The organism is Antarctobacter sp. (assembly GCF_965277915.1).
Lineage (GTDB): Bacteria > Pseudomonadota > Alphaproteobacteria > Rhodobacterales > Rhodobacteraceae > Antarctobacter.
On record NZ_OZ255849.1, the window covers coordinates 3726266 to 3743803 of the forward strand.

General features: G+C 66.8%; 15 protein-coding genes and 1 other RNA gene. 11 read left to right on the forward strand and 5 right to left on the reverse strand.

Going from position 1 to position 17538, the window contains the following annotated elements:
• The first annotated feature begins 54 nt into the window (after nucleotides 1–54).
• From ACQY5B_RS19115 to ACQY5B_RS19125, 3 genes are all read left to right on the forward strand, one after another.
• A complete protein-coding gene (locus ACQY5B_RS19115; RefSeq protein WP_420327914.1) occupies nucleotides 55–2034 on the forward strand; it encodes a bifunctional 2',3'-cyclic-nucleotide 2'-phosphodiesterase/3'-nucleotidase in 1980 nt (659 codons plus the stop codon).
• A gap of 89 nt (nucleotides 2035–2123) precedes the next feature.
• Complete coding sequence (locus ACQY5B_RS19120; protein ID WP_420327913.1) at nucleotides 2124–2762, forward strand: HAD family hydrolase; 639 nt, start codon at nucleotides 2124–2126, stop codon at nucleotides 2760–2762.
• A gap of 65 nt (nucleotides 2763–2827) precedes the next feature.
• Complete coding sequence (locus ACQY5B_RS19125) at nucleotides 2828–3166, forward strand: hypothetical protein (protein WP_420327912.1); 339 nt, start codon at nucleotides 2828–2830, stop codon at nucleotides 3164–3166.
• A 22-nt stretch (nucleotides 3167–3188) separates the two neighbouring features.
• On the opposite strand, the gene ACQY5B_RS19130 is transcribed toward ACQY5B_RS19125, so the two are convergent.
• Entirely contained in the window at nucleotides 3189–4283 is a 1095-nt protein-coding gene (locus tag ACQY5B_RS19130; RefSeq protein WP_420327911.1) for a THUMP domain-containing class I SAM-dependent RNA methyltransferase, read from the reverse strand.
• 85 nt (nucleotides 4284–4368) lie between these two features.
• Between ACQY5B_RS19130 and ffs the strand changes: the two genes are divergently transcribed.
• Nucleotides 4369–4468, forward strand: an RNA gene (gene ffs, locus ACQY5B_RS19135) — signal recognition particle sRNA small type.
• 60 nt (nucleotides 4469–4528) lie between these two features.
• Here ffs and ACQY5B_RS19140 read toward each other — a convergent pair.
• Together ACQY5B_RS19140 and ACQY5B_RS19145 are read right to left on the reverse strand one after the other, a co-directional pair.
• Nucleotides 4529–5086 (reverse strand): protein-tyrosine phosphatase family protein, encoded by a 558-nt coding sequence (locus ACQY5B_RS19140; RefSeq protein ID WP_420327910.1) that lies wholly within the window; start codon nucleotides 5084–5086, stop codon nucleotides 4529–4531.
• Nucleotides 5087–5302: 216 nt separating this feature from the next.
• Nucleotides 5303–6832, reverse strand: coding sequence for an ankyrin repeat domain-containing protein (locus ACQY5B_RS19145; RefSeq protein ID WP_420327909.1), 1530 nt, complete (start codon nucleotides 6830–6832; stop codon nucleotides 5303–5305).
• A 250-nt stretch (nucleotides 6833–7082) separates the two neighbouring features.
• Here ACQY5B_RS19145 and ACQY5B_RS19150 point away from each other — a divergent pair, with 250 nt between their 5' ends.
• The 5 genes from ACQY5B_RS19150 to ACQY5B_RS19170 all read left to right on the forward strand — a co-directional run bounded on the left by ACQY5B_RS19150 (nucleotide 7083) and on the right by ACQY5B_RS19170 (nucleotide 13084).
• Nucleotides 7083–8828, forward strand: a complete 1746-nt coding sequence (locus ACQY5B_RS19150) for a DNA polymerase III subunit gamma/tau (RefSeq protein WP_420327908.1) — start codon at nucleotides 7083–7085, stop codon at nucleotides 8826–8828.
• Between the two features lie 156 nt (nucleotides 8829–8984).
• Nucleotides 8985–9329: a YbaB/EbfC family nucleoid-associated protein gene (locus ACQY5B_RS19155; RefSeq protein WP_305971445.1), complete on the forward strand. Its 345-nt coding sequence runs from the start codon at nucleotides 8985–8987 to the stop codon at nucleotides 9327–9329.
• 15 nt (nucleotides 9330–9344) lie between these two features.
• A complete protein-coding gene (locus ACQY5B_RS19160; protein ID WP_420327907.1) occupies nucleotides 9345–10397 on the forward strand; it encodes a TraB/GumN family protein in 1053 nt (350 codons plus the stop codon).
• Nucleotide 10398: 1 nt separating this feature from the next.
• Nucleotides 10399–10998 carry a recombination mediator RecR gene (recR, locus tag ACQY5B_RS19165; RefSeq protein WP_420327906.1) on the forward strand — a complete coding sequence of 200 codons (600 nt, stop codon included), beginning with the start codon at nucleotides 10399–10401 and terminating at the stop codon, nucleotides 10996–10998.
• A 154-nt stretch (nucleotides 10999–11152) separates the two neighbouring features.
• Nucleotides 11153–13084, forward strand: coding sequence for an autotransporter outer membrane beta-barrel domain-containing protein (locus tag ACQY5B_RS19170; RefSeq protein WP_420327905.1), 1932 nt, complete (start codon nucleotides 11153–11155; stop codon nucleotides 13082–13084).
• A gap of 122 nt (nucleotides 13085–13206) precedes the next feature.
• Here the strand turns inward: ACQY5B_RS19170 and ACQY5B_RS19175 are convergent, their stop codons facing one another.
• On the reverse strand, nucleotides 13207–13977 hold the full coding sequence (locus tag ACQY5B_RS19175; protein ID WP_420327904.1) for a DUF1013 domain-containing protein: 771 nt from the start codon (nucleotides 13975–13977) through the stop codon (nucleotides 13207–13209).
• Between the two features lie 157 nt (nucleotides 13978–14134).
• Between ACQY5B_RS19175 and ACQY5B_RS19180 the strand changes: the two genes are divergently transcribed.
• Nucleotides 14135–14770, forward strand: a complete 636-nt coding sequence (locus tag ACQY5B_RS19180) for a ribonuclease T2 family protein (RefSeq protein WP_420327903.1) — start codon at nucleotides 14135–14137, stop codon at nucleotides 14768–14770.
• Nucleotides 14771–14946: 176 nt separating this feature from the next.
• On the opposite strand, the gene ACQY5B_RS19185 is transcribed toward ACQY5B_RS19180, so the two are convergent.
• Complete coding sequence (locus tag ACQY5B_RS19185; RefSeq protein ID WP_420327902.1) at nucleotides 14947–15606, reverse strand: sulfotransferase family 2 domain-containing protein; 660 nt, start codon at nucleotides 15604–15606, stop codon at nucleotides 14947–14949.
• Between the two features lie 153 nt (nucleotides 15607–15759).
• On the opposite strand from ACQY5B_RS19185, the gene ACQY5B_RS19190 reads away from it, so the two are divergent.
• Nucleotides 15760–17388, forward strand: coding sequence for an AMP-binding protein (locus tag ACQY5B_RS19190; RefSeq protein WP_420327901.1), 1629 nt, complete (start codon nucleotides 15760–15762; stop codon nucleotides 17386–17388).
• Nucleotides 17389–17538: the final 150 nt, after the last annotated feature.

Here is a 17538-nt window from a genome sequence, read left to right on the forward strand (position 1 = left end):
ACTGTTGGAATTTCCGGGTCAATACCGTCACGCAGCCAAACTTTGGGGAAAACCATGTCACAGTCCTTCGATGCACGTCTCTCGCGGCGCCAGTTCCTTGCCGGAACCACAGCCGGAGCCGCCCTGATCACCTTGCACCCCTATTCGGCCCGTGCGGCGGCCAACCAGGCGCATCTGCGGATCATGGAAACGACGGACATTCACGTCCACGTCCATCCCTACGACTATTACGCCGACCGTCCGCGCGACACCGTCGGCCTGTCGCGCACCGCTTCGATCATCGAGGGCATCCGCGCCGAGGCGACCAACACCATGCTGCTGGACAACGGCGATTTCCTGCAAGGCAACCCGATGGGCGATTACATCGCCTACGAACGCGGCATGAAAGAGGGGGACATGCATCCCATCGTGACCGCGATGAACACGCTGGGCTTTGACGCGGCCACCATCGGCAACCACGAGTTCAACTACGGCCTCGATTTCCTGATGAAATCGATGGCGGGTGCCGATTTCCCGGTGGTCCTTGCCAACGTTGCCAAGACCGAGGGCGCGACCCCGCGCGAGGACGAGACGCTGTTCAAGCCCTACGTCATCCTTGACCGGATGCTGACCGACGGCGCGGGCAATACGCACCCGATCAAGGTGGGTGTCATCGGCTTTACGCCGCCGCAGGTCATGAACTGGGACCGCAAGCATCTTGAGGGCAACGTCACCGCCCGCGACATCGTGGAGACGGCGAAATCCTACGTCCCCGAGATGCTGGAACAGGGGGCAGAGATCATCGTGGCTCTGTCGCACTCCGGCATCGGATCCGCCGACCACACGGACGGCATGGAAAACGCCAGCGTGCCGCTGGCCGGGGTCGAGGGCATCGACGCGGTGATGACCGGGCATTCGCACCTCGTCTTCCCCTCGCCCACCTATGCCGACTATGCCGCGGTGGACGTGGGCAAGGGCACGATCCACGGCAAGCCCGCCGTCATGGGCGGCTTCTGGGGGTCGCACATGGGTCTGATCGATCTGCTGCTGGAGCGTGACGGAAACAGCTGGCGCGTCGTCTCCACCACCTCCGAGGCGCGCCCGATCGCCAAGCGCAACGAGGACCGGTCCGTCACCGCGCTGGTCGAGGATTACCAGCCTGTGATCGACGCGACGCAAGAGGACCACGAGGAAACCCTGGCCTATGTCCGCCGCGCGGTGGGCCAGACCTCGGCGCCGCTGCACAGCTATTTTGCGCTGGTGGCCGATGATCCCTCGGTCCAGATCGTGTCGATCGCGCAGAAGTGGTACATAGAACAGATGCTGGCTGGCACCGAATACGCGGGCCTGCCGATCCTGTCCGCCGCCGCGCCCTTTAAGGCCGGTGGCCGTGGCGGGCCGGATTACTACACCGATGTCGCCCCCGGCGCCGTGGCGATCAAAAACGTGGCCGACCTGTACCTTTACCCCAACACCGTGCGCGCGGTGAAGGTGAACGGCGCACAGGTCAAGGACTGGCTGGAACGCTCGGCGGGCATGTTCAACCAGGTCGATCCGGGCGCGCAGGACGCGCCGCTGCTGAACCCCGCCTTCCCGTCGTACAATTTCGACGTGATCGACGGGGTGACCTACCAGATCGACCTCAGCCAGCCGTCGAAATTCGGCCCGAAGGGCGCGCTGGAGAACCCCGACGCCAACCGCATCGTCAACCTGATGTTCAACGGAGAGCCGGTGACGGCGGACATGGAATTCGTCATCGCCACCAACAACTATCGCGCCTCGGGCGGCGGCGATTTCCCGGGCGCCAAGGGCGATACGGTGATCTTCGAGGCGCCGGACACCAACCGCGACGTGATTGTGCGCTACATCGTCGAACAGGGCACCATCAACCCCTCCGCCGATGCCAACTGGTCGTTCAAGCCGATGGAAGGCACCACCGTTCTGTTCGAAACCGGCCCCAAGGCACGCGACTATGCCGATGAGGTCAAGGGCGTCGAGATCGAGGATGCGGGCGAAGGCGCCGACGGTTTCGCGCTTTTCCGCATCTCGCTGTAGGATCGCGACACGAAACTTTATGGCGGGCGGCTTTCGGGCCGCCCGTTTTTCGTCTAGGCCTTGGCCGAACGCTGCGAACCGGAAAACCGATGCCCTATGATGCCGTGATCTTCGACCTCGACGGAACGCTGGTCGACACCGAAAGCCTTGCCTTCGTCACCGGGCGCCGGGTGCTGGCCCGTCACGGCGCCGACCTGACAAAGTCGATTTTCCTGCAGCTGGTCGGCACCGCCAGCGACACCGGACGCACGATCCTAGAACAGCACTTCGGCGCGCTGGATTTCGACGCGATCCATGCCGACTGGCTGGAAGAGGACCGCCGCCAGACCGCGCAGGGCATCCCGCTGAAACCCGGTGCGATCGACCTGCTGGACCACCTCGCGGGGCGGGCGGTGCCCGTGGCCATCGCCACCTCGTCGCGGCGTATCTCTGCCCTGCACAAGCTGGCGCGGTCGGACCTCGCGCGGCGCTTTGACGTCGTCGTGACGCGCGATTGCGTGACCCGGGCCAAACCGGCCCCAGACCCCTACCTGCTGGCCGCCAGCCGGCTGGGGGCAGAACCGGGCCGCTGCCTTGTCTTCGAGGACAGCAACACCGGCGCCGAGGCCGGCTTTGCCGCGGGGATGACCGTCGTGCAGGTGCCCGACCTCGTGCCGCCCTCGGGCCGGCACGCGCATCATCTGGCAGACGACCTGCTGCAGGGGGCTGGACTGGCAGGCCTCATCTGACGCGCTTGCGCAGGGCCGCGCGCTCGCCTACTCCATCAGGGAAAAGGTCAGACAGGGGCTTTGCCATGTATCGTTTTCTTCTCGGCATGATCGTCATGGCGCTGATCGGCGCCCTTGTCACCAAGCCCGGCCCCGAGGCCGCGGAGGCGGAAGTGCGCCGCCAGATACAACTGACCGTCGCGAACGAGGGTCTCGACGGCAAGTCCGGTCTGGACGCGGCGGCGCTGCTGCTGTGCCGTGCCGACAACCGCGCCTGCACCGATCTGCTGATGTCCGGCATCGACCTGACCTACGAGGACCGCTACGTCTACGCGCGGATCGACCTGCGCGGCTACCAGATGACGGCCACCTGCTACGGCCTCTATACCCGGTTCTTCTGTCCCGGCGGGCTGGTGCGGGACTAGGCGCAGGGCAGCAATCGACCGCTCACAGACGGGCCTGGTAGAGCTTGACCTTGAGCCCGCCGAAACTCACCGGCGGGCCGGCTGTCAGGTCCAGCCCCGTGGCCTTGGCAAGCCCCCCGTCAGACGTGACCATGCCCAACCGCCAGCCCGCAAAGCGGTCCTGCAACACGGCGCCCAGAGTGCCATACAGCGCGAACAGCAGCTTGCGGTTGCCGATCCGCGCGCCATAGGGCGGGTTCACCATGACAAGCCCGGGTGCCCCCTCGGGCCGCTGCAGATCGCTGATGGCCGCGCGGGTGAAGGAGCAGAGCTCCGCGACCCCGGCCCGTGCGGCATTGGACTGGCTCATCCGGATCGCCCCGTCATCCCGGTCGGCCCCGTGGAACCGCACGCCGACCTCGCGGCGCTCCGGCCGCGGCGCAGCCGGAACCTCCACCGCCAACCGGTCCAGCGCAAAGCCCCGCGCCCGCCCAGGTGCCAGTCCAGCGGCGATCTCTGCCGCCTCGATGACAAAGGTGCCGGACCCGCACATCGGGTCCACCACCGGTTCGGACCCGTCATAGCCACAGGCCCGCAGGAAGAGCGCCGCCAGCGTCTCTCGCATGGGGGCCTTGCCCACCTGCTGCTTGAGGCCCCGCCGGTGCAGCGGCTCGCCCGAGGTGTCGACGGAAAAGACCGCAAGGTCATCCTCGATCCGCAGCATGATGCGCACCGCCTCGTCCGCGGCCTCTTTCAGGACCGGCGCGCCTACCGTCTCGGCGATGGCGCCTTCGACGCGCTGGCGCGCGGCGCGGTCGTGGTAGATCTTTGAGTTGCGGCAGGTCACCTCGACCCGCACCGGCACGTCAGAGCGCAGCACAGCCGCCCAGTCCAGTTTCCGCGCCCGCTTGTCCAGTTGCGCAAGGTGCATCGCCCGAAAGCTGGCAAAGCGCGCCAGCACACGGCCCGCGCCGCGCAACTCGCGGTTGGCCCGCGCCACCTCGGGCCAGCCTCCCTGAAAGGTCACACCGCCCGGAACCTGCGCGGGTTGCGCGAATCCCGCGGCGTTGACCTCGGCCAGCAAAAGAGGTTCCAGCCCCGGCGGCACGCTTGCGAAAATCTCGAATGTCTCGTCCATGCCGCCCTCATAAACGCCCCGCGCTCCAAACGGGAGAGTGCATCGCACCCCATTGCAAAATCCGCGCCGGGGCCTTAGATAGACGGTCGAGAGGTTGTGCGGGCAAGCGCCTCGCCAACCCGGTCAGGTCCGGAAGGAAGCAGCCGTAACGAGCCCCGCTTGGGTCGTTACAATCTCTCACCACAAACGGCCCGGTGCGCAAGCGCCGGGCCGTTGTCTTTCCGCCCCATCCATTTGCAGCATGTTCAACCCGACCGGGCGTGCCGCACGAAGGGCACCGGCTCGCGCTCGGCCTTGAGCGACCAGTTGCGCTGCCAGGATTCAAGATAGGCGCCCCGCTGGACGGATTGCAGGCGCGCCTCCGCCTCGTCCGGGGCTTCGCCCGCCTCGATCATCAGCCGCAGGGCCATCATGGCCGCCCGCCCCTTGCCTTCGCGGCTGTGCAACATGACGCGCCCGCCCCCGAGCAGCGCCTTGCGGACCTGTGTGCTGACTTTTGGCCAGCCTTCTTCGACAGAAGCATTGGGCGCATCGCCGCGCTTGATCGGCATATGTACCCAGCGCGTCCCCTTGTCCTGGACGTCCTGACCGAGGGTCTTGGCCCCGGCCTCCAGCATCTCGACTTGGCTGACGAGGGAAATCACCATCGCCGGGCGCCAGCTGGACAGGTGTTCCAGATCGCCGCGATAGTCGCCCCCGGCACCAGGCAGTTGCGAAAAGGCAAGGATGCCGCCCCCAACGGGCAGGACATGCAGAGTGACAGGCCCGGCGGTGCCGGTTGCATTCTGCTCGTCCTCGATCATGCAATGTCTCCCCAATCGGCAGCGACGGGCCAACGGCCGCCCCCACGGCCGCGGATTTCCGCCACCCGGGATAATACACGCATGTCCAGACTGGCCTAGCGATTCGGATCCAAGACAGCCGGCAATCCCCACCAGAGTCGGGGACTTGCGGCAAGTTTTTCATGTTGTGCGCTCAGAATGCCACGGAAAGGCCCGCACCCGAAGGCACCGGCCCGTTCAGACCACCTGCCCGGGGTGCGACTCGGCCCAGTCTTCGAGAAAGGCGCGGATGTCCTCGCGCACGACAAAACCGATCTCGCGCCGCGGCAGGGCAACGCCGTGATGCAGGGCCTGCTCGAGGCAGCCGATGTGATCCCGGCTGTCGCGGTCGGGCGCGTTTTCGGCGCCGTGCAGGATGGTGCCCAGCAGCGTGCCGCCATAGCCGTTGACGTGGCTCAGGTCCGGTTTCAGCCGCAGGAAGAACCCCATGACATCGGGCAGACCTTCCCAACCGGCGGCCTGCACAGGCGTCACCCCCATGCCGTCCGGCAGATCCCAGGGCAGGCCCAGCGCCACCAGCCGTTCCAGCACCGGCAACCTGTCGGGCAGGTGCAGCGTCTCGCGCAGGATGTTGGCATAGGCCGGGGCCAGGCGCGCGGGGTCGATGAATTCGCCCGGACTGGCCTGCCCTTCCGCGGCGCGGGCCAGCAGGGTTTCCTCGCGGCTGAGCGGGGTCGCCGCACCGCGCGCCTCGATCGCCTCGGCCACGGCGCGATTGCCATGCACGCGAGCATAGGCATAGGCCGTGGCGCCCTGCCAGACGCGCGCCGGATCGGCTCCCGCTTCCAGCAGCATGTCCACCATGCGACGGTCACAGCCACGCCGGGCCGACTGGTGCAGGGCGGGCACCACCCAGGGCGCCTCTCCGCCAACCTCCTCGGGGTTGAAATCGTCCGGCCGGGCGCCATGCGACAGCAGCATCTCGACGGCCGCGTGGTCGTGGAAATCAATCGCCCGCAGCAGCGCATTGGTGCCATGCGGATCGGCGCCTGCCTCCAGCAGCATCCGCAGCCCCTCATGGTGGCCCAGTTCGGTGGCGTGATAGAGCGACTCGTTGTCGTTGGGGTTGGCGCCATGGTCCAGCAGCCAGCGGCCCAACACCATGTTGTCGGCATGGCCGATGGCGCCATAGAGCGCCGACAGCAGGTGATCCTCGCCCTCGGCGGCCGGGTAGCCGTCATTCATGTCGGCCCCATGCGCCAACAGCAGGTCAGCCACCGCCAGCATGTCCTCCTCCAACTCGGGGCGGGCCTTGATCCAGCGCGAGAACGCCAGGTGCAGGATCGGGCGGCGCAGGCCGAGGGGCCGAGTGGCCAGACCGGGATCGCGTGCCAGCGCGGCGGCTACAGCCTCTCGCCGGTAGAGCGCGCATTCCAGGCCGAACACCCCATCCGCCAGGTCGGGGGTATCGGCCAGCAAAGCCTCGATGACCGGGATCTGGCCATGAAACAGCGCGATTTTCAGCCGTTGCAGTTTCGCGGCACGGTCCAACCCTGTCGTTTCGGCGGCGAGCTTCAGGCGCGGCCAACTGGCAAAGCCGTTCTCCTGCGCGACGACATGCAGGAAATCGGCACGCCGCAGGCTGTCGGGCGCGCGCCTTGGCGGGTGCTGTTGCAGGCGCTGCAGGGCCCAGACCTCGCGCGCAATATAGGCACGGTGCAGGCGCTTGGCCTCAAAGCGCAGGGACTCAAGGGAAAGCTCGGTCATGATCGGGTTCCTCCGTCACTGCCCGTGATCCGCCGTGTCGGGCCAGAGAAAACCGTATGATCGGTGGTCTTCCGTTCGGGCCGGTGCAGATGCTTTCCGCGGATCAGGAGGCCCCCGGCAAGCGACCCTGTCCCTGATGTGCCGCGTCGGCGCGCGGAAATCAAGCACTGCCTGCGCAATCCCGGTCAGAGGGCGGTGGACGGCCCGGCGCGCAGCGCTTACCTTGGCCGCAACACCAGACAGGACCCCCATGACCGACGCCCCCGCCTACCAGGTGCTCGCCCGCAAGTACCGCCCCGAGACCTTTGCCGATCTCGTCGGGCAGGACGCGATGGTGCGCACGCTGAAAAACGCCTTTGCCGCCGACCGGATCGCCCAGGCCTTCATCATGACCGGCATCCGCGGCACCGGTAAGACCACGACCGCACGGATCATCGCCAAGGGCATGAACTGCATCGGCGAGGACGGCAACGGCGGCCCGACGACGGACCCCTGCGGCAAGTGCGAACATTGCGTCGCGATCATGGAAGGCCGCCACGTCGACATCCTGGAGATGGACGCCGCCAGCCGCACCGGCGTGAACGACATCCGCGAGATCATCGACAGCGTGCATTACCGGGCAGCCAGCGCGCGCTACAAGATCTACATCATCGACGAGGTGCACATGCTGTCCAAGAGCGCGTTCAACGCGCTCTTGAAGACGCTGGAAGAACCGCCCAGCCATGTGAAGTTCATCTTCGCCACGACCGAGATCCGGCAGGTGCCGGTGACGGTGCTGTCGCGCTGCCAGCGCTTCGACCTGCGGCGGATCGAACCCGAGGACATGATCGGCCTCTTGCGCAAGATCGCCAAGGCCGAAGCGGCCGAGATCACCGACGAGGCGCTGGCGCTGATCACCCGCGCCGCCGAAGGATCCGCCCGCGATGCGACCTCGCTGCTGGATCAGGCGATTTCGCACGGCGCCGGGGAAACCACCGCCGAACAGGTGCGCGCCATGCTGGGCCTGGCCGACCGGGGCCGGGTCATGGACCTGTTCGAACGCATCATGCGCGGTGACGCCGCCGGCGCGCTCGAGGAACTGTCGGCGCAATATGCCGATGGTGCCGACCCGCTGGCGGTGCTGCGCGACCTGGCCGAGCTGACTCACTGGATTTCCGTGGTCAAGATCACGCCCGAGGCCGCCGACGATCCGACCGTCTCGCCCGACGAACGCGGGCGTGGACAGGCCTTTGCCGACGGACTGGGAATGCGGGCATTGGCCCGCGCCTGGCAGATGCTGCTGAAGGCGATCGAGGAAGTGTCGAACGCGCCGTCGGCCATGATGGCCGCCGAGATGGCGGTGATCCGGCTGACCCATGTGGCCGAGGGCCCCTCGCCCGAGGAACTGATGCGCAAGTTGCAGGACAGCCCGCCTCCGCCCGCGCCGAACGGCGGCCCCGGCGGCGCGCCTGCCGGTCCGTCGGGCGGGATGACGCATGCGTCGCAAACCTCTGCGCAGCACAACGGCGGCGGTCATTCCGGTGGAACGGTGACCGCGCTGGCCACCGAGGCCGCCGAGGCGCTGGCCCGCTATCCCACCTTCGATCATGTGCTGGAGCTGATCCGCGCCAATCGAGACGTCAAACTGCTGGTCGAGGTCGAGGGGGCGGTGCGGCTTGCCGCCTATCAGCCCGGCCGGATCGAGTTCACGCCCGCCGAGGACGCCGCGCCCGACCTTGCGCAACGGCTTGGCGCGGCTTTGCAACGATGGACCGGCAATCGCTGGGCGGTGATCCTGGTCAACGGCTGCGAGACACCGACCGTGGTCGAGAAACGCGACGCCGCCGAACTGGCGCTTAGGGCCGAGGCCCAGGAGCACCCGCTTGTGCAGGCCGCGATGGCCGCCTTTCCCAAAGCGACGATTACCCATATCCGCACCGCGCAAGAAGCGGCGACAGAGGCGCTGGAAGAAGCCCTGCCAGAGGTCGAGGACGAATGGGATCCCTTCGAGGAGTGACCGCACCGTCCTGCCCTGCGTGGCATCAAATCGCCGCGGCACGGGGCTGACGCGGCGCCAGCGCCTTGTCCATCGCCCCCGCGACTGCGATATGTAGGGCAACACTTCTCGACACCGCGCCGACTGTTCGGCGGACCATCTACCAGGAGACAGAACATGCTGAAAGGTTTGGGCGGGCTTGGCGACATGGCCAAGATGATGAAACAGGCGCAGGACATGCAGGCCAAGATGGCCGAGATGCAGGAAGAGCTGGCCAACACGACCGTGACCGGCGAATCCGGCGCCGGCCTGGTCAAGGCGACCGCCACCGCCAAGGGCGAACTGACGGGCCTTGAAATCGACCCGTCGATTTTTGTGCCGTCGGAAAAGGAAGTGGCCGAGGACCTGATCCTGGCCGCCATCAAGGACGCTCAGGCCCGCGCCAGCGAACGCGCCCAGTCCGAGATGCAGAAGCTGACCCAGGAAATGGGCCTGCCCGCCGACATGAAACTGCCGTTCTGATCCGTGCCGGGGCGGGTGCGGGATCTGCTGCGTGCGGGCCTAACCGGGCTCGCCCTCGCCGCCGCGGCCCCGGTCGCGGCGCAGGACTGGGCCACGCGCGATCTGTGCTTTCCGCCCCGGATCGAGATCCACGACGAGGTCTTTGCCCCCGAGGGCCGGGCCGAACTGGAGGCGCGTGCCGCCGCGATCCCCAATGCCACCGGGCGCTTCTGGCGCATCACGGCGCCGGATGGCGCTGTCTCCCATCTTTGGGGGACGATGCACAGCAGCCACCGCAGTGTGCTCGACTTGCCCGAGGCGGTGCGGGAGGCCCTGACCGGCGCCGACCGGCTGGGGCTGGAAATCGACCCGACCTTTCCGGACCGTGCAAGCCATGACGCCTACATGCGCGGCGACGATGTCTATCGCCAGGACGGCTCTGTCACCGCCTACCGCGACCTCAACCTGCCGGAACGGTTCGAAGACCACCTTGTGGCGCGCCTGCGTGCCCTCGGCTGGCCCGGCGACGCGCTGCCGGAACTGCGGCTGGGGACGCTGGCGGAGCTGCTGCTCTATGACCCCTGCGAGGATTTCTCTGCCGGGGTCCTGCCCTCTCAGGACAGCTACCTGCAGACGCTCGCCCATATCCGGGGCATCCCCGTCCTGCCGCTGGAAGACAGCGACCGGCTTTCGACCAAGCTGAACACGCCCGGCAACGAGGATCTCGCCCGCGCCATCATCGGCACCTACGCCGTCTACCTGATGCCCGGCGCCACGCCAGAGGCCCGCGCCACCGCGCTGGCGCTTTACCGGACCGGACAGGTCGGGCTGATGATGGCCTGGGACGAGGCACAGGTCACTGCCGCGCTTGGAAACGAGGGGCCCGCGCTCTACGCCCGGATGACCGAATACCTGGTGGATGAGCGCAACGAGGACTTCGTGAATGCCGCCCGCGACGCGCTGACCGAAGGCGGCGTTTTCATCGGCGTCGGCAACTTCCACCTGCCCGGCGAAAACGGCATGATCGCACTTCTGCGCGCCGAAGGGTTTGACGTCACGCGCATCCCGCTGCCCGGCGAGGCCCCCTGACATGGCTCGCGATGCCAACCCGATCGAGCACCTGATCGACCTGATGGCGCGCCTGCCCGGCCTCGGCCCGCGTTCTGCCCGCCGCGCAGTCCTGCACCTGATCCGCAAGCGCGCGATCCTTCTGGCGCCCCTGGCCAAGGCCATGGCCGATGTGGCCGAACGTGCCCGCGAATGCCTGAACTGCGGCAATGTCGGCACCTCGGAGGTCTGCCCGATCTGCGCCGACGAGGGCCGCGCCAACGGGCTGCTCTGTGTCGTCGAAGAGGTCGCCGACCTCTGGGCGATGGAACGCGGCGGCACCTACAAGGGGCGCTATCACGTCCTGGGCGGCACACTGTCCGCGCTGGATGGCGTCGGCCCCGAGGACCTGCGCATCCCGCAGCTGCTGCAACGGATCGAGGCCGAAGGCGTGACAGAGGTCATCCTGGCCCTGAACGCCACCATCGACGGCCAGACAACCGCCCATTACATCGCCGACCAGCTGGAAGACCGGGGCATCCAGCTCAGCTCGCTGGCGCAGGGCGTGCCAATCGGCGGCGAACTGGATTACCTGGACGACGGCACCATCACCGCGGCGCTGAACGCACGCAAGCGGCTGTGACCTGAACCGGGCGTTGCCCGTTTGCCGCACCCGCACGCAGGGCCAAAGCCGGCATGACCCGGCACATCAAACTGTTACATCAGCCAAGTAGCCGCCGGAGCGACAGGGGGCATTGCCCCGTAACGATTTTCGCCAAGTCACTCCGGGATGTTCCATGAACCGTGTTTCCCCTCTCGCCCTTGCCGCCGCACTGATGACTCTTCTGCCTGCGGGCGCCTTTGCCCAGTCCGCCTGCCTGCCCTCCGATCCCGCGGACGGCGACGACGTGATCTGCGCCGGCACCGGCCCGGGGATCGAGGATGACGGCTTTGACGATGGCAGCATCACTATCGCCCCGACCGGCACTATCGACGGTGGCGACCGGGGGCTGCGGGTGGATGACGATGTCATCATCGTCAACGACGGTTTCGTGCGCGGGCCCGGGGATCACGGCATCCAGGGCGACAACGATGTCCATGTCACAAACAACGGCACCGTGATCGGTGTGGGTGGCGACGGAATCAACATCGACAACGATGGCGTGGTGATCAACAACGGCGTGATCACCAGCCTTGACGACGACGGCGTGCAGCTTGAGGACCGCCCGCTGGTCGTCAACAACGGCACCATCACAGCCCCGGACGAGGGCATCAACGTCAACGTCGATTTCGCGCAGGTCACCAACACCGGCACCGTGATCGCAGGCGACGACGGCGTGAACGCGGGCAATTTCGCCGACATCTTCAACTCTGGCCTGATCCAGTCGACCGGTGACCAGGACGCCATCGACCTGGACAGTGGCAAGATCACCAACCACGGGCGGCTGATCAGCCTCGGCGCCGAGGACGGGATCGATTTCGACGCCGCCGCCGCCGGCCCGTCCCTCGTCCTCAACACCGGCCGGATCGAGGGCAATCTCGCCATCAACACCGATGCCGCCGACCTCACGGTGCAGGAAATCGTGAACTCCGGCACGCTGATCGGGCGCGGCGGTGTCGCGGTAAGCCTGGGCGGCGGCGACGACATCCTGCGCCTGCTGGATGGCAGCGCGGTCTCCGGCGCCATCGAGATGGGCGCAGGCCATGACACGCTGGCCGTCATGACCCGCCGGTCGCAGGTGCTGACCTTTGGCACCACCGTTCCCGAAACGATCACCGTTCGCGGCGGCGGCTATGTACTGTTGAACGCCACGCCGGCGCCTGTGGCGACCCCCGCCGCCGTGGTCACCGCGCCGGCGCTGATCGTCGTGGACGAGGCGCCGGTCTCCTCTCCGGACCGGCTGTCGCGGGAACTGGGCATGGGGATCGGCGGCAGCGTGCTGGACTTCCAGGTGGCACGGGGCCCCTGGCTTGGCACCTTCGCCAACGCGGGCACCATCGCGCCCGACAGTTCGCAGGGGGCCGACTTTGCCAGCCGCGGTATCGCGGTGGGCTTTGGCACCGGCTGGCGGGGGATCTCTCCCTTCATCGGTTACGGCGAGGGTGCCAGCGACCTGGACGATGGGGTTACCGAAACCCGGATAAGGTCGTTATTCGTGGGCCTCGGCCTGAGCGGAGAGTACGGGCGGTTCAGCTATGACGCCGCGCTCTATGCCGGGCGGACCCACAACGAGATCAACAGCCCCGACACCCATACCGGCAGCGCCGATTTCGACGGCCAGTTGCTGGGGATCAGCCTGCGCGGCGGCGGCCTGCTGTGGCAGAACCCGTCCGCGGGCTACGGGATCGACCTGGTGATGCAGGGCGATTTCCTGCGCCACAAGACAGAGCGCCACGCCCTGTCCGGCCTGGCCGGGGGCAAGATCGGCGAACGGACGACAACCACCGCCGCGCTGCGCGTCGAGATGGGCCTGCCGATGCAGATGAACGACATGTCGATGCGACCCTACCTTGCCCTGACCAGCTTCGGCGGCAATCCCGACGACATCACCTTTTCGGTCGGCGGCGCCAGCACCACCTTAGACGCGCCCGACGTAAGCGGCGGCACTGCCCTGGCCCTGGGCGCCAGCTTTGCGACCGGCGGCAACGGGTTGAAAGGCCGCTTCGAGGTCTCGCACGACGCGGACGACAATACCTCTTGGGGGATCAAGCTGGGCATAGAGTTCTGAGGCACATCCGTAAGTAACCCCGGCAGAGCAAAAGAAAAGGCGCCCACAAAGGGGCGCCTGTCAGTGGGACGGCGGGCGGGGCGATCTGGCCCGAAGGGCCAGGAGCGGCGCCCTGCCGGACCTCAGCGGTCCTCTTCCTCGTCGTCCTCGTCCTTGCCGCCACCGGGCAAGTTGAAGAAGCTGTCCGCGTCGAGGTAATCGTCGTCGCTCTTGCGGTCGTCTTCCTCGTCGTCCTCCTCGCCGCGCGGATCGGACAGGCTGAAGGTTTCCAGCCCCTCGATCGACGACGGCAGACGCGGTTCCGGCTCCATCTCGAGGCTCTGCTCGGTCGAGACCAGCTTGCGACGCTCGTCGTCGGTCATGACCTTGGCCAGATCCTTGGCCGCCTTGGCCACCGCCGCGTCCAGTTCGGACTGCCTGCACAGGCCCAGGGCAACCGGGTCGATCGGCTGCATGTTCTGGATGTTCCAGTGGGTGCGCTCGCGGATCGACTGGATTGTCGGCTTGGTGGTGCCGACCAGCTTGGCGATCTGGCTGTCGGCCAGTTCCGGGTGAAACTTCACCAGCCAGAGAATCGCGTTCGGGCGATCCTGCCGCTTGGACAGCGGGGTATAGCGCGGGCCACGACGCTTTTCCTCGTCGCGGGCGGCCGGGTTGTGCTTCAGCTTGAGCTTGTGCAGCGGGTCCTTCTCGGCCCTGTCGATCTCCCCCTGTTCCAGCTGGTTGTTGGCAACCGGGTCAAAGCCCTTGACGCCCGCGGCCACGTCGCCATCGGCGATGCCCTGGATCTCAAGCTCGTGGAATCCGGTGAAATCGGCGATCTGCTTGAAGGTCATCGTGGTGTTGTCCACCAGCCAGACGGCGGTCGCCTTGGGGTGCAGCAGCTTGGACATGTTCATACTCCTTGGTCTTGCGGGACCCGCTGGCATGCCTCCTGCGCGGCCCGAGGCCGGTCTGGGGCCAAGGGCGGCTCCGGCGGGCGGAGCGGGTTACCGTTGTCGGGAAACTCGGCGTCTATATAGTGATCTCGCAGTCAAAGGGGAAGCGAAAATGCGATTGATCAGTGTTCTGCTGCTGGCCGCCCTGTCCATCGGCGGGGCTTTGCGCGCCGAAGGCGACCGGGCGGGAGAGTTCGACTACTACGTCATGGCGCTCAGCTGGTCCCCGAACTGGTGCGCGCTGGAGGGCGACGCCCGCAACGCCGAGCAGTGCAATAGCGACGCCGGCTGGCTGCTGCACGGTCTGTGGCCTCAGTATCATCGCGGTTGGCCAGATTACTGCCCGACGGTGGAACGCGCGCCCTCGCGCCGCATGACCGGCGAGATGACCGACATCATGGGATCCGGCGGGCTGGCCTGGCATCAGTGGAAGAAACACGGCGTCTGCACCGGCCTGTCTGCGGCGCAATACTACGCCCTCTCGCGCGAGGCCTACGGCAAGATCACCCGCCCCGAGGCCTTTCGCAAGCTGGACAAGACCGTGACCCTGCCCGCCTCGCTGGTCGAAGAGGCCTTCATCAAGGCGAACCCGCAGCTGGAACCCGACATGATCACCGTCACCTGCCGGGATGGTCACATCCAGGAGGTCCGCATCTGCCTGTCCAAGGGGCTGGACCCGGTGCCCTGCGGCCGCGACGTGGTGCGGGACTGCCGGATGACCGACGCGCGGTTCGAACCCCTGCGCTGAGGCGCGCCCCGGCACGAGCTGTCCCCGGCCGATGACATCGCGGCCCGGACCCGGCCGGACAGCCGGTCCCGAGTGCAACGCGTGTCCGGCCGCCGCATGAACCTGCTTGGTGGACGGGTCCTCAAAGGGGTGGGTTTTTGGAAATCGACAATGTCTGCCCCTGATCCCGGAACGGCTCAATCCTGCGCGCCAAAGCGATAACCAAAGCGCGCGATGTCCTCGGCACATAGCTCGGCCACGATGGTACGGGTTTCGTCATCGTAGTAGGCGGCATGGCCCGCCTGCCGGTCCGATCGGTTCTCGTGCGGCACCTCGGGCCGGAACCCAAGATGGGCGACCAGCGGCGCCATGTCCGCATCAAGGTGTTCCAGCCGCAGGAAATGCCCATGCTCGCGCCCCCCGGCATCGCGCATGTACCGCGCGTAGGGCCAGGCGCGCAGCGTGGCCTGCGTATGCCCCTGGTGCAGGAAGCCCGCGAAATCATGCGCCTTGGCCAGCGTCACGGCGGGATGATCGAACCCCTGCGCACGCAGCCAGTGATAATAGCTGACCACCCGGTCCCAGGGATTGCGGACGAGGCAGAAACAGAACATCCCCGCGATCTCCTCGGCCGTCAGCGCACCGTCCAGATCGGCAAGGGTCGAATGTTTCCAGATCCGCCCCTGCGCGCGCTCTGCCAATGCCTTGGCCCGGGACCGTCGCCGCCGGGCCTTGGGCGTGTCCCCGATGGGTATGTCATCGCGATGGGCGCGCGCCTCCAACGCCAGCGCCATCGAGGTGCCTCCGGTCTTGGGGATATGGACAAAGATGTACCGGCGACCGGGCGAAAGGATCATGGCCGCAGGTTAGAAAGGATCCGATCCGGAGGAAAGTCGATTGCGCCGCGCCCGTTCCGACGATCACCGTGGCGCAAGGCAACTCTGAACGGGGCTTTTCTTGCGCAACTTTCTTGCGCATAGTCCGCCCGAAACCTGGCAACGGAGGATCTCATGGGCTGGCTTGCTGACGAAACCGGACTGGGCAGAAACACGGCGAACTTCGTGCCGCTGACCCCGCTGAGCTTTCTGCGTCGCGCGGGCACGATCTGGCCCGATCACCTGGCCGTGGTCTATGGCCCTCACCGCAAGACCTATGCCCAGTACATCACCCGCGTCACGCGGCTGGCCTCTGCCCTGGCGCAATCCGGCGTGCGCCCGGGCGACGTGGTGGCGACCATGCTGCCCAACATCCCCGCCCAGGCAGAGGCACATTTCGGGGTGCCTGCCTGTGGCGCCATCCTGAACGCGATCAACACCCGGCTGGACGTGACCACGGTGGCCTATATCCTCGACCACGGCGGCGCCAAGGTCGTGCTCTGCGATCCGCAGTTCCTTCCCGTCCTCGCCGAGGCGACCGAGATCATGGAAGGTGAGCCCCCCATGATCGTCGAGGTGGCCGACGACCACGCGGGCGTGCATGGCCAAGGCCACTACACCGAATACGAGGCCTTTCTTGAAACCGGCGACCCCGAATTCGACTGGATCATGCCGGAAGACGAATGGGAGAGCATCGCGCTCAACTACACCTCGGGCACCACCGGGCGGCCCAAGGGCGTGGTCTATCATCACCGCGGCGCCTATCTGAACGCCATGGGACAGATCCTGTCCTGGCGCATGGTGCTGCACCCGGTCTACCTGACCATCGTGCCGCTGTTCCACTGCAACGGCTGGTGCCACACTTGGATGATGCCCGCACTGGGCGGCACCATCGTCTGCTGCCGCGAGATCCGCGCCAAGGCGATCTATGACGCCATCGCGGACGAGGGCGCAACGCATTTCGGCGGTGCGCCGATCGTGCTGAACACGCTGATCAACGCACCCGACTCCGAGCGGCGCGAATTCGACCACATCGTCGAGGTCTTTACGGCGGGCGCCCCCCCTGCCCCCGCCACACTGGCCAAGATCGAGCCGATGGGATTCAACGTGACGCAGGTCTACGGGCTGACCGAAACCTACGGGCCGGCCACGGAATGCACCTGGAAAGCCGAATGGGAGCCGAAACAGGGCGACGAACGCGCCGCCATCAAGGCCCGCCAGGGCGTCGCCATGCCTTTCATGGAGGACATCACGGTCCATGACGAGGCCGGCGCGGATGTCACCCGCGACGGCGAAACCAAGGGCGAGATCAAGTTCCGCGGCAACGGTGTCATGAAAGGCTACTACAAGAACCCGAAGGCCACGTCGGAATCCTTTGCCGGCGGCTATTTCCATTCCGGCGACATCGCCGTGATGCACCCGGACAACTACCTGCAGATCGCCGACCGGGCCAAGGACATCATCATCTCGGGGGGCGAGAACATATCTTCGGTCGAGGTCGAGGGCGTTCTAATGGGCCATGACGCGGTGCTGCTTTGTGCCGTGGTCGCCAAGCCGGACGAGAAATGGGGCGAGGTGCCCTGTGCCTTCGTCGAACTGAAGGACGGGCACGAGGTCACCGAAGCCGAGCTTGTCGCCTATGCCCGCGAACGGCTGGCCGGGTTCAAGACCCCCAAGGCCGTGGTCTTCCAGGAACTGCCCAAGACCTCGACCGGCAAGATCCAGAAATTCGCGCTGCGCGAGGCCGCCAAGTCGCTGGAGTGAGGAAACGCCATCCTCGTGGCGCCCCGACCTGCCGGCGCTGTTTAGGATCTTCCCATCGGCAAGGGCATGATGCGTCCCCACGCACGTTGGCCACTGCCGATCCTTGAGGGAAAGATGGGCGTTTGCGTCAATGCCTGCCTGACGCCCAAC

What these genes read in the sequence shown, in the direction of transcription:
- ACQY5B_RS19185 (WP_420327902.1), bottom strand. Translation starts at nt 15,606, where the DNA reads ATGATCCTTTCGCCCGGTCGCCGGTACATCTTTGTCCATATCCCCAAG.
- ACQY5B_RS19125 (WP_420327912.1), top strand. Translation starts at nt 2,828, where the DNA reads ATGTATCGTTTTCTTCTCGGCATGATCGTCATGGCGCTGATCGGCGCC.
- ACQY5B_RS19190 (WP_420327901.1), top strand. Translation starts at nt 15,760, where the DNA reads ATGGGCTGGCTTGCTGACGAAACCGGACTGGGCAGAAACACGGCGAAC.
- ACQY5B_RS19155 (WP_305971445.1), top strand. Translation starts at nt 8,985, where the DNA reads ATGCTGAAAGGTTTGGGCGGGCTTGGCGACATGGCCAAGATGATGAAA.
- ACQY5B_RS19170 (WP_420327905.1), top strand. Translation starts at nt 11,153, where the DNA reads ATGAACCGTGTTTCCCCTCTCGCCCTTGCCGCCGCACTGATGACTCTT.
- ACQY5B_RS19120 (WP_420327913.1), top strand. Translation starts at nt 2,124, where the DNA reads ATGCCCTATGATGCCGTGATCTTCGACCTCGACGGAACGCTGGTCGAC.
- ACQY5B_RS19130 (WP_420327911.1), bottom strand. Translation starts at nt 4,283, where the DNA reads ATGGACGAGACATTCGAGATTTTCGCAAGCGTGCCGCCGGGGCTGGAA.
- ACQY5B_RS19180 (WP_420327903.1), top strand. Translation starts at nt 14,135, where the DNA reads ATGCGATTGATCAGTGTTCTGCTGCTGGCCGCCCTGTCCATCGGCGGG.
- ACQY5B_RS19115 (WP_420327914.1), top strand. Translation starts at nt 55, where the DNA reads ATGTCACAGTCCTTCGATGCACGTCTCTCGCGGCGCCAGTTCCTTGCC.
- ACQY5B_RS19175 (WP_420327904.1), bottom strand. Translation starts at nt 13,977, where the DNA reads ATGTCCAAGCTGCTGCACCCCAAGGCGACCGCCGTCTGGCTGGTGGAC.
- ACQY5B_RS19150 (WP_420327908.1), top strand. Translation starts at nt 7,083, where the DNA reads ATGACCGACGCCCCCGCCTACCAGGTGCTCGCCCGCAAGTACCGCCCC.
- ACQY5B_RS19145 (WP_420327909.1), bottom strand. Translation starts at nt 6,832, where the DNA reads ATGACCGAGCTTTCCCTTGAGTCCCTGCGCTTTGAGGCCAAGCGCCTG.
- ACQY5B_RS19140 (WP_420327910.1), bottom strand. Translation starts at nt 5,086, where the DNA reads ATGATCGAGGACGAGCAGAATGCAACCGGCACCGCCGGGCCTGTCACT.
- recR (WP_420327906.1), top strand. Translation starts at nt 10,399, where the DNA reads ATGGCTCGCGATGCCAACCCGATCGAGCACCTGATCGACCTGATGGCG.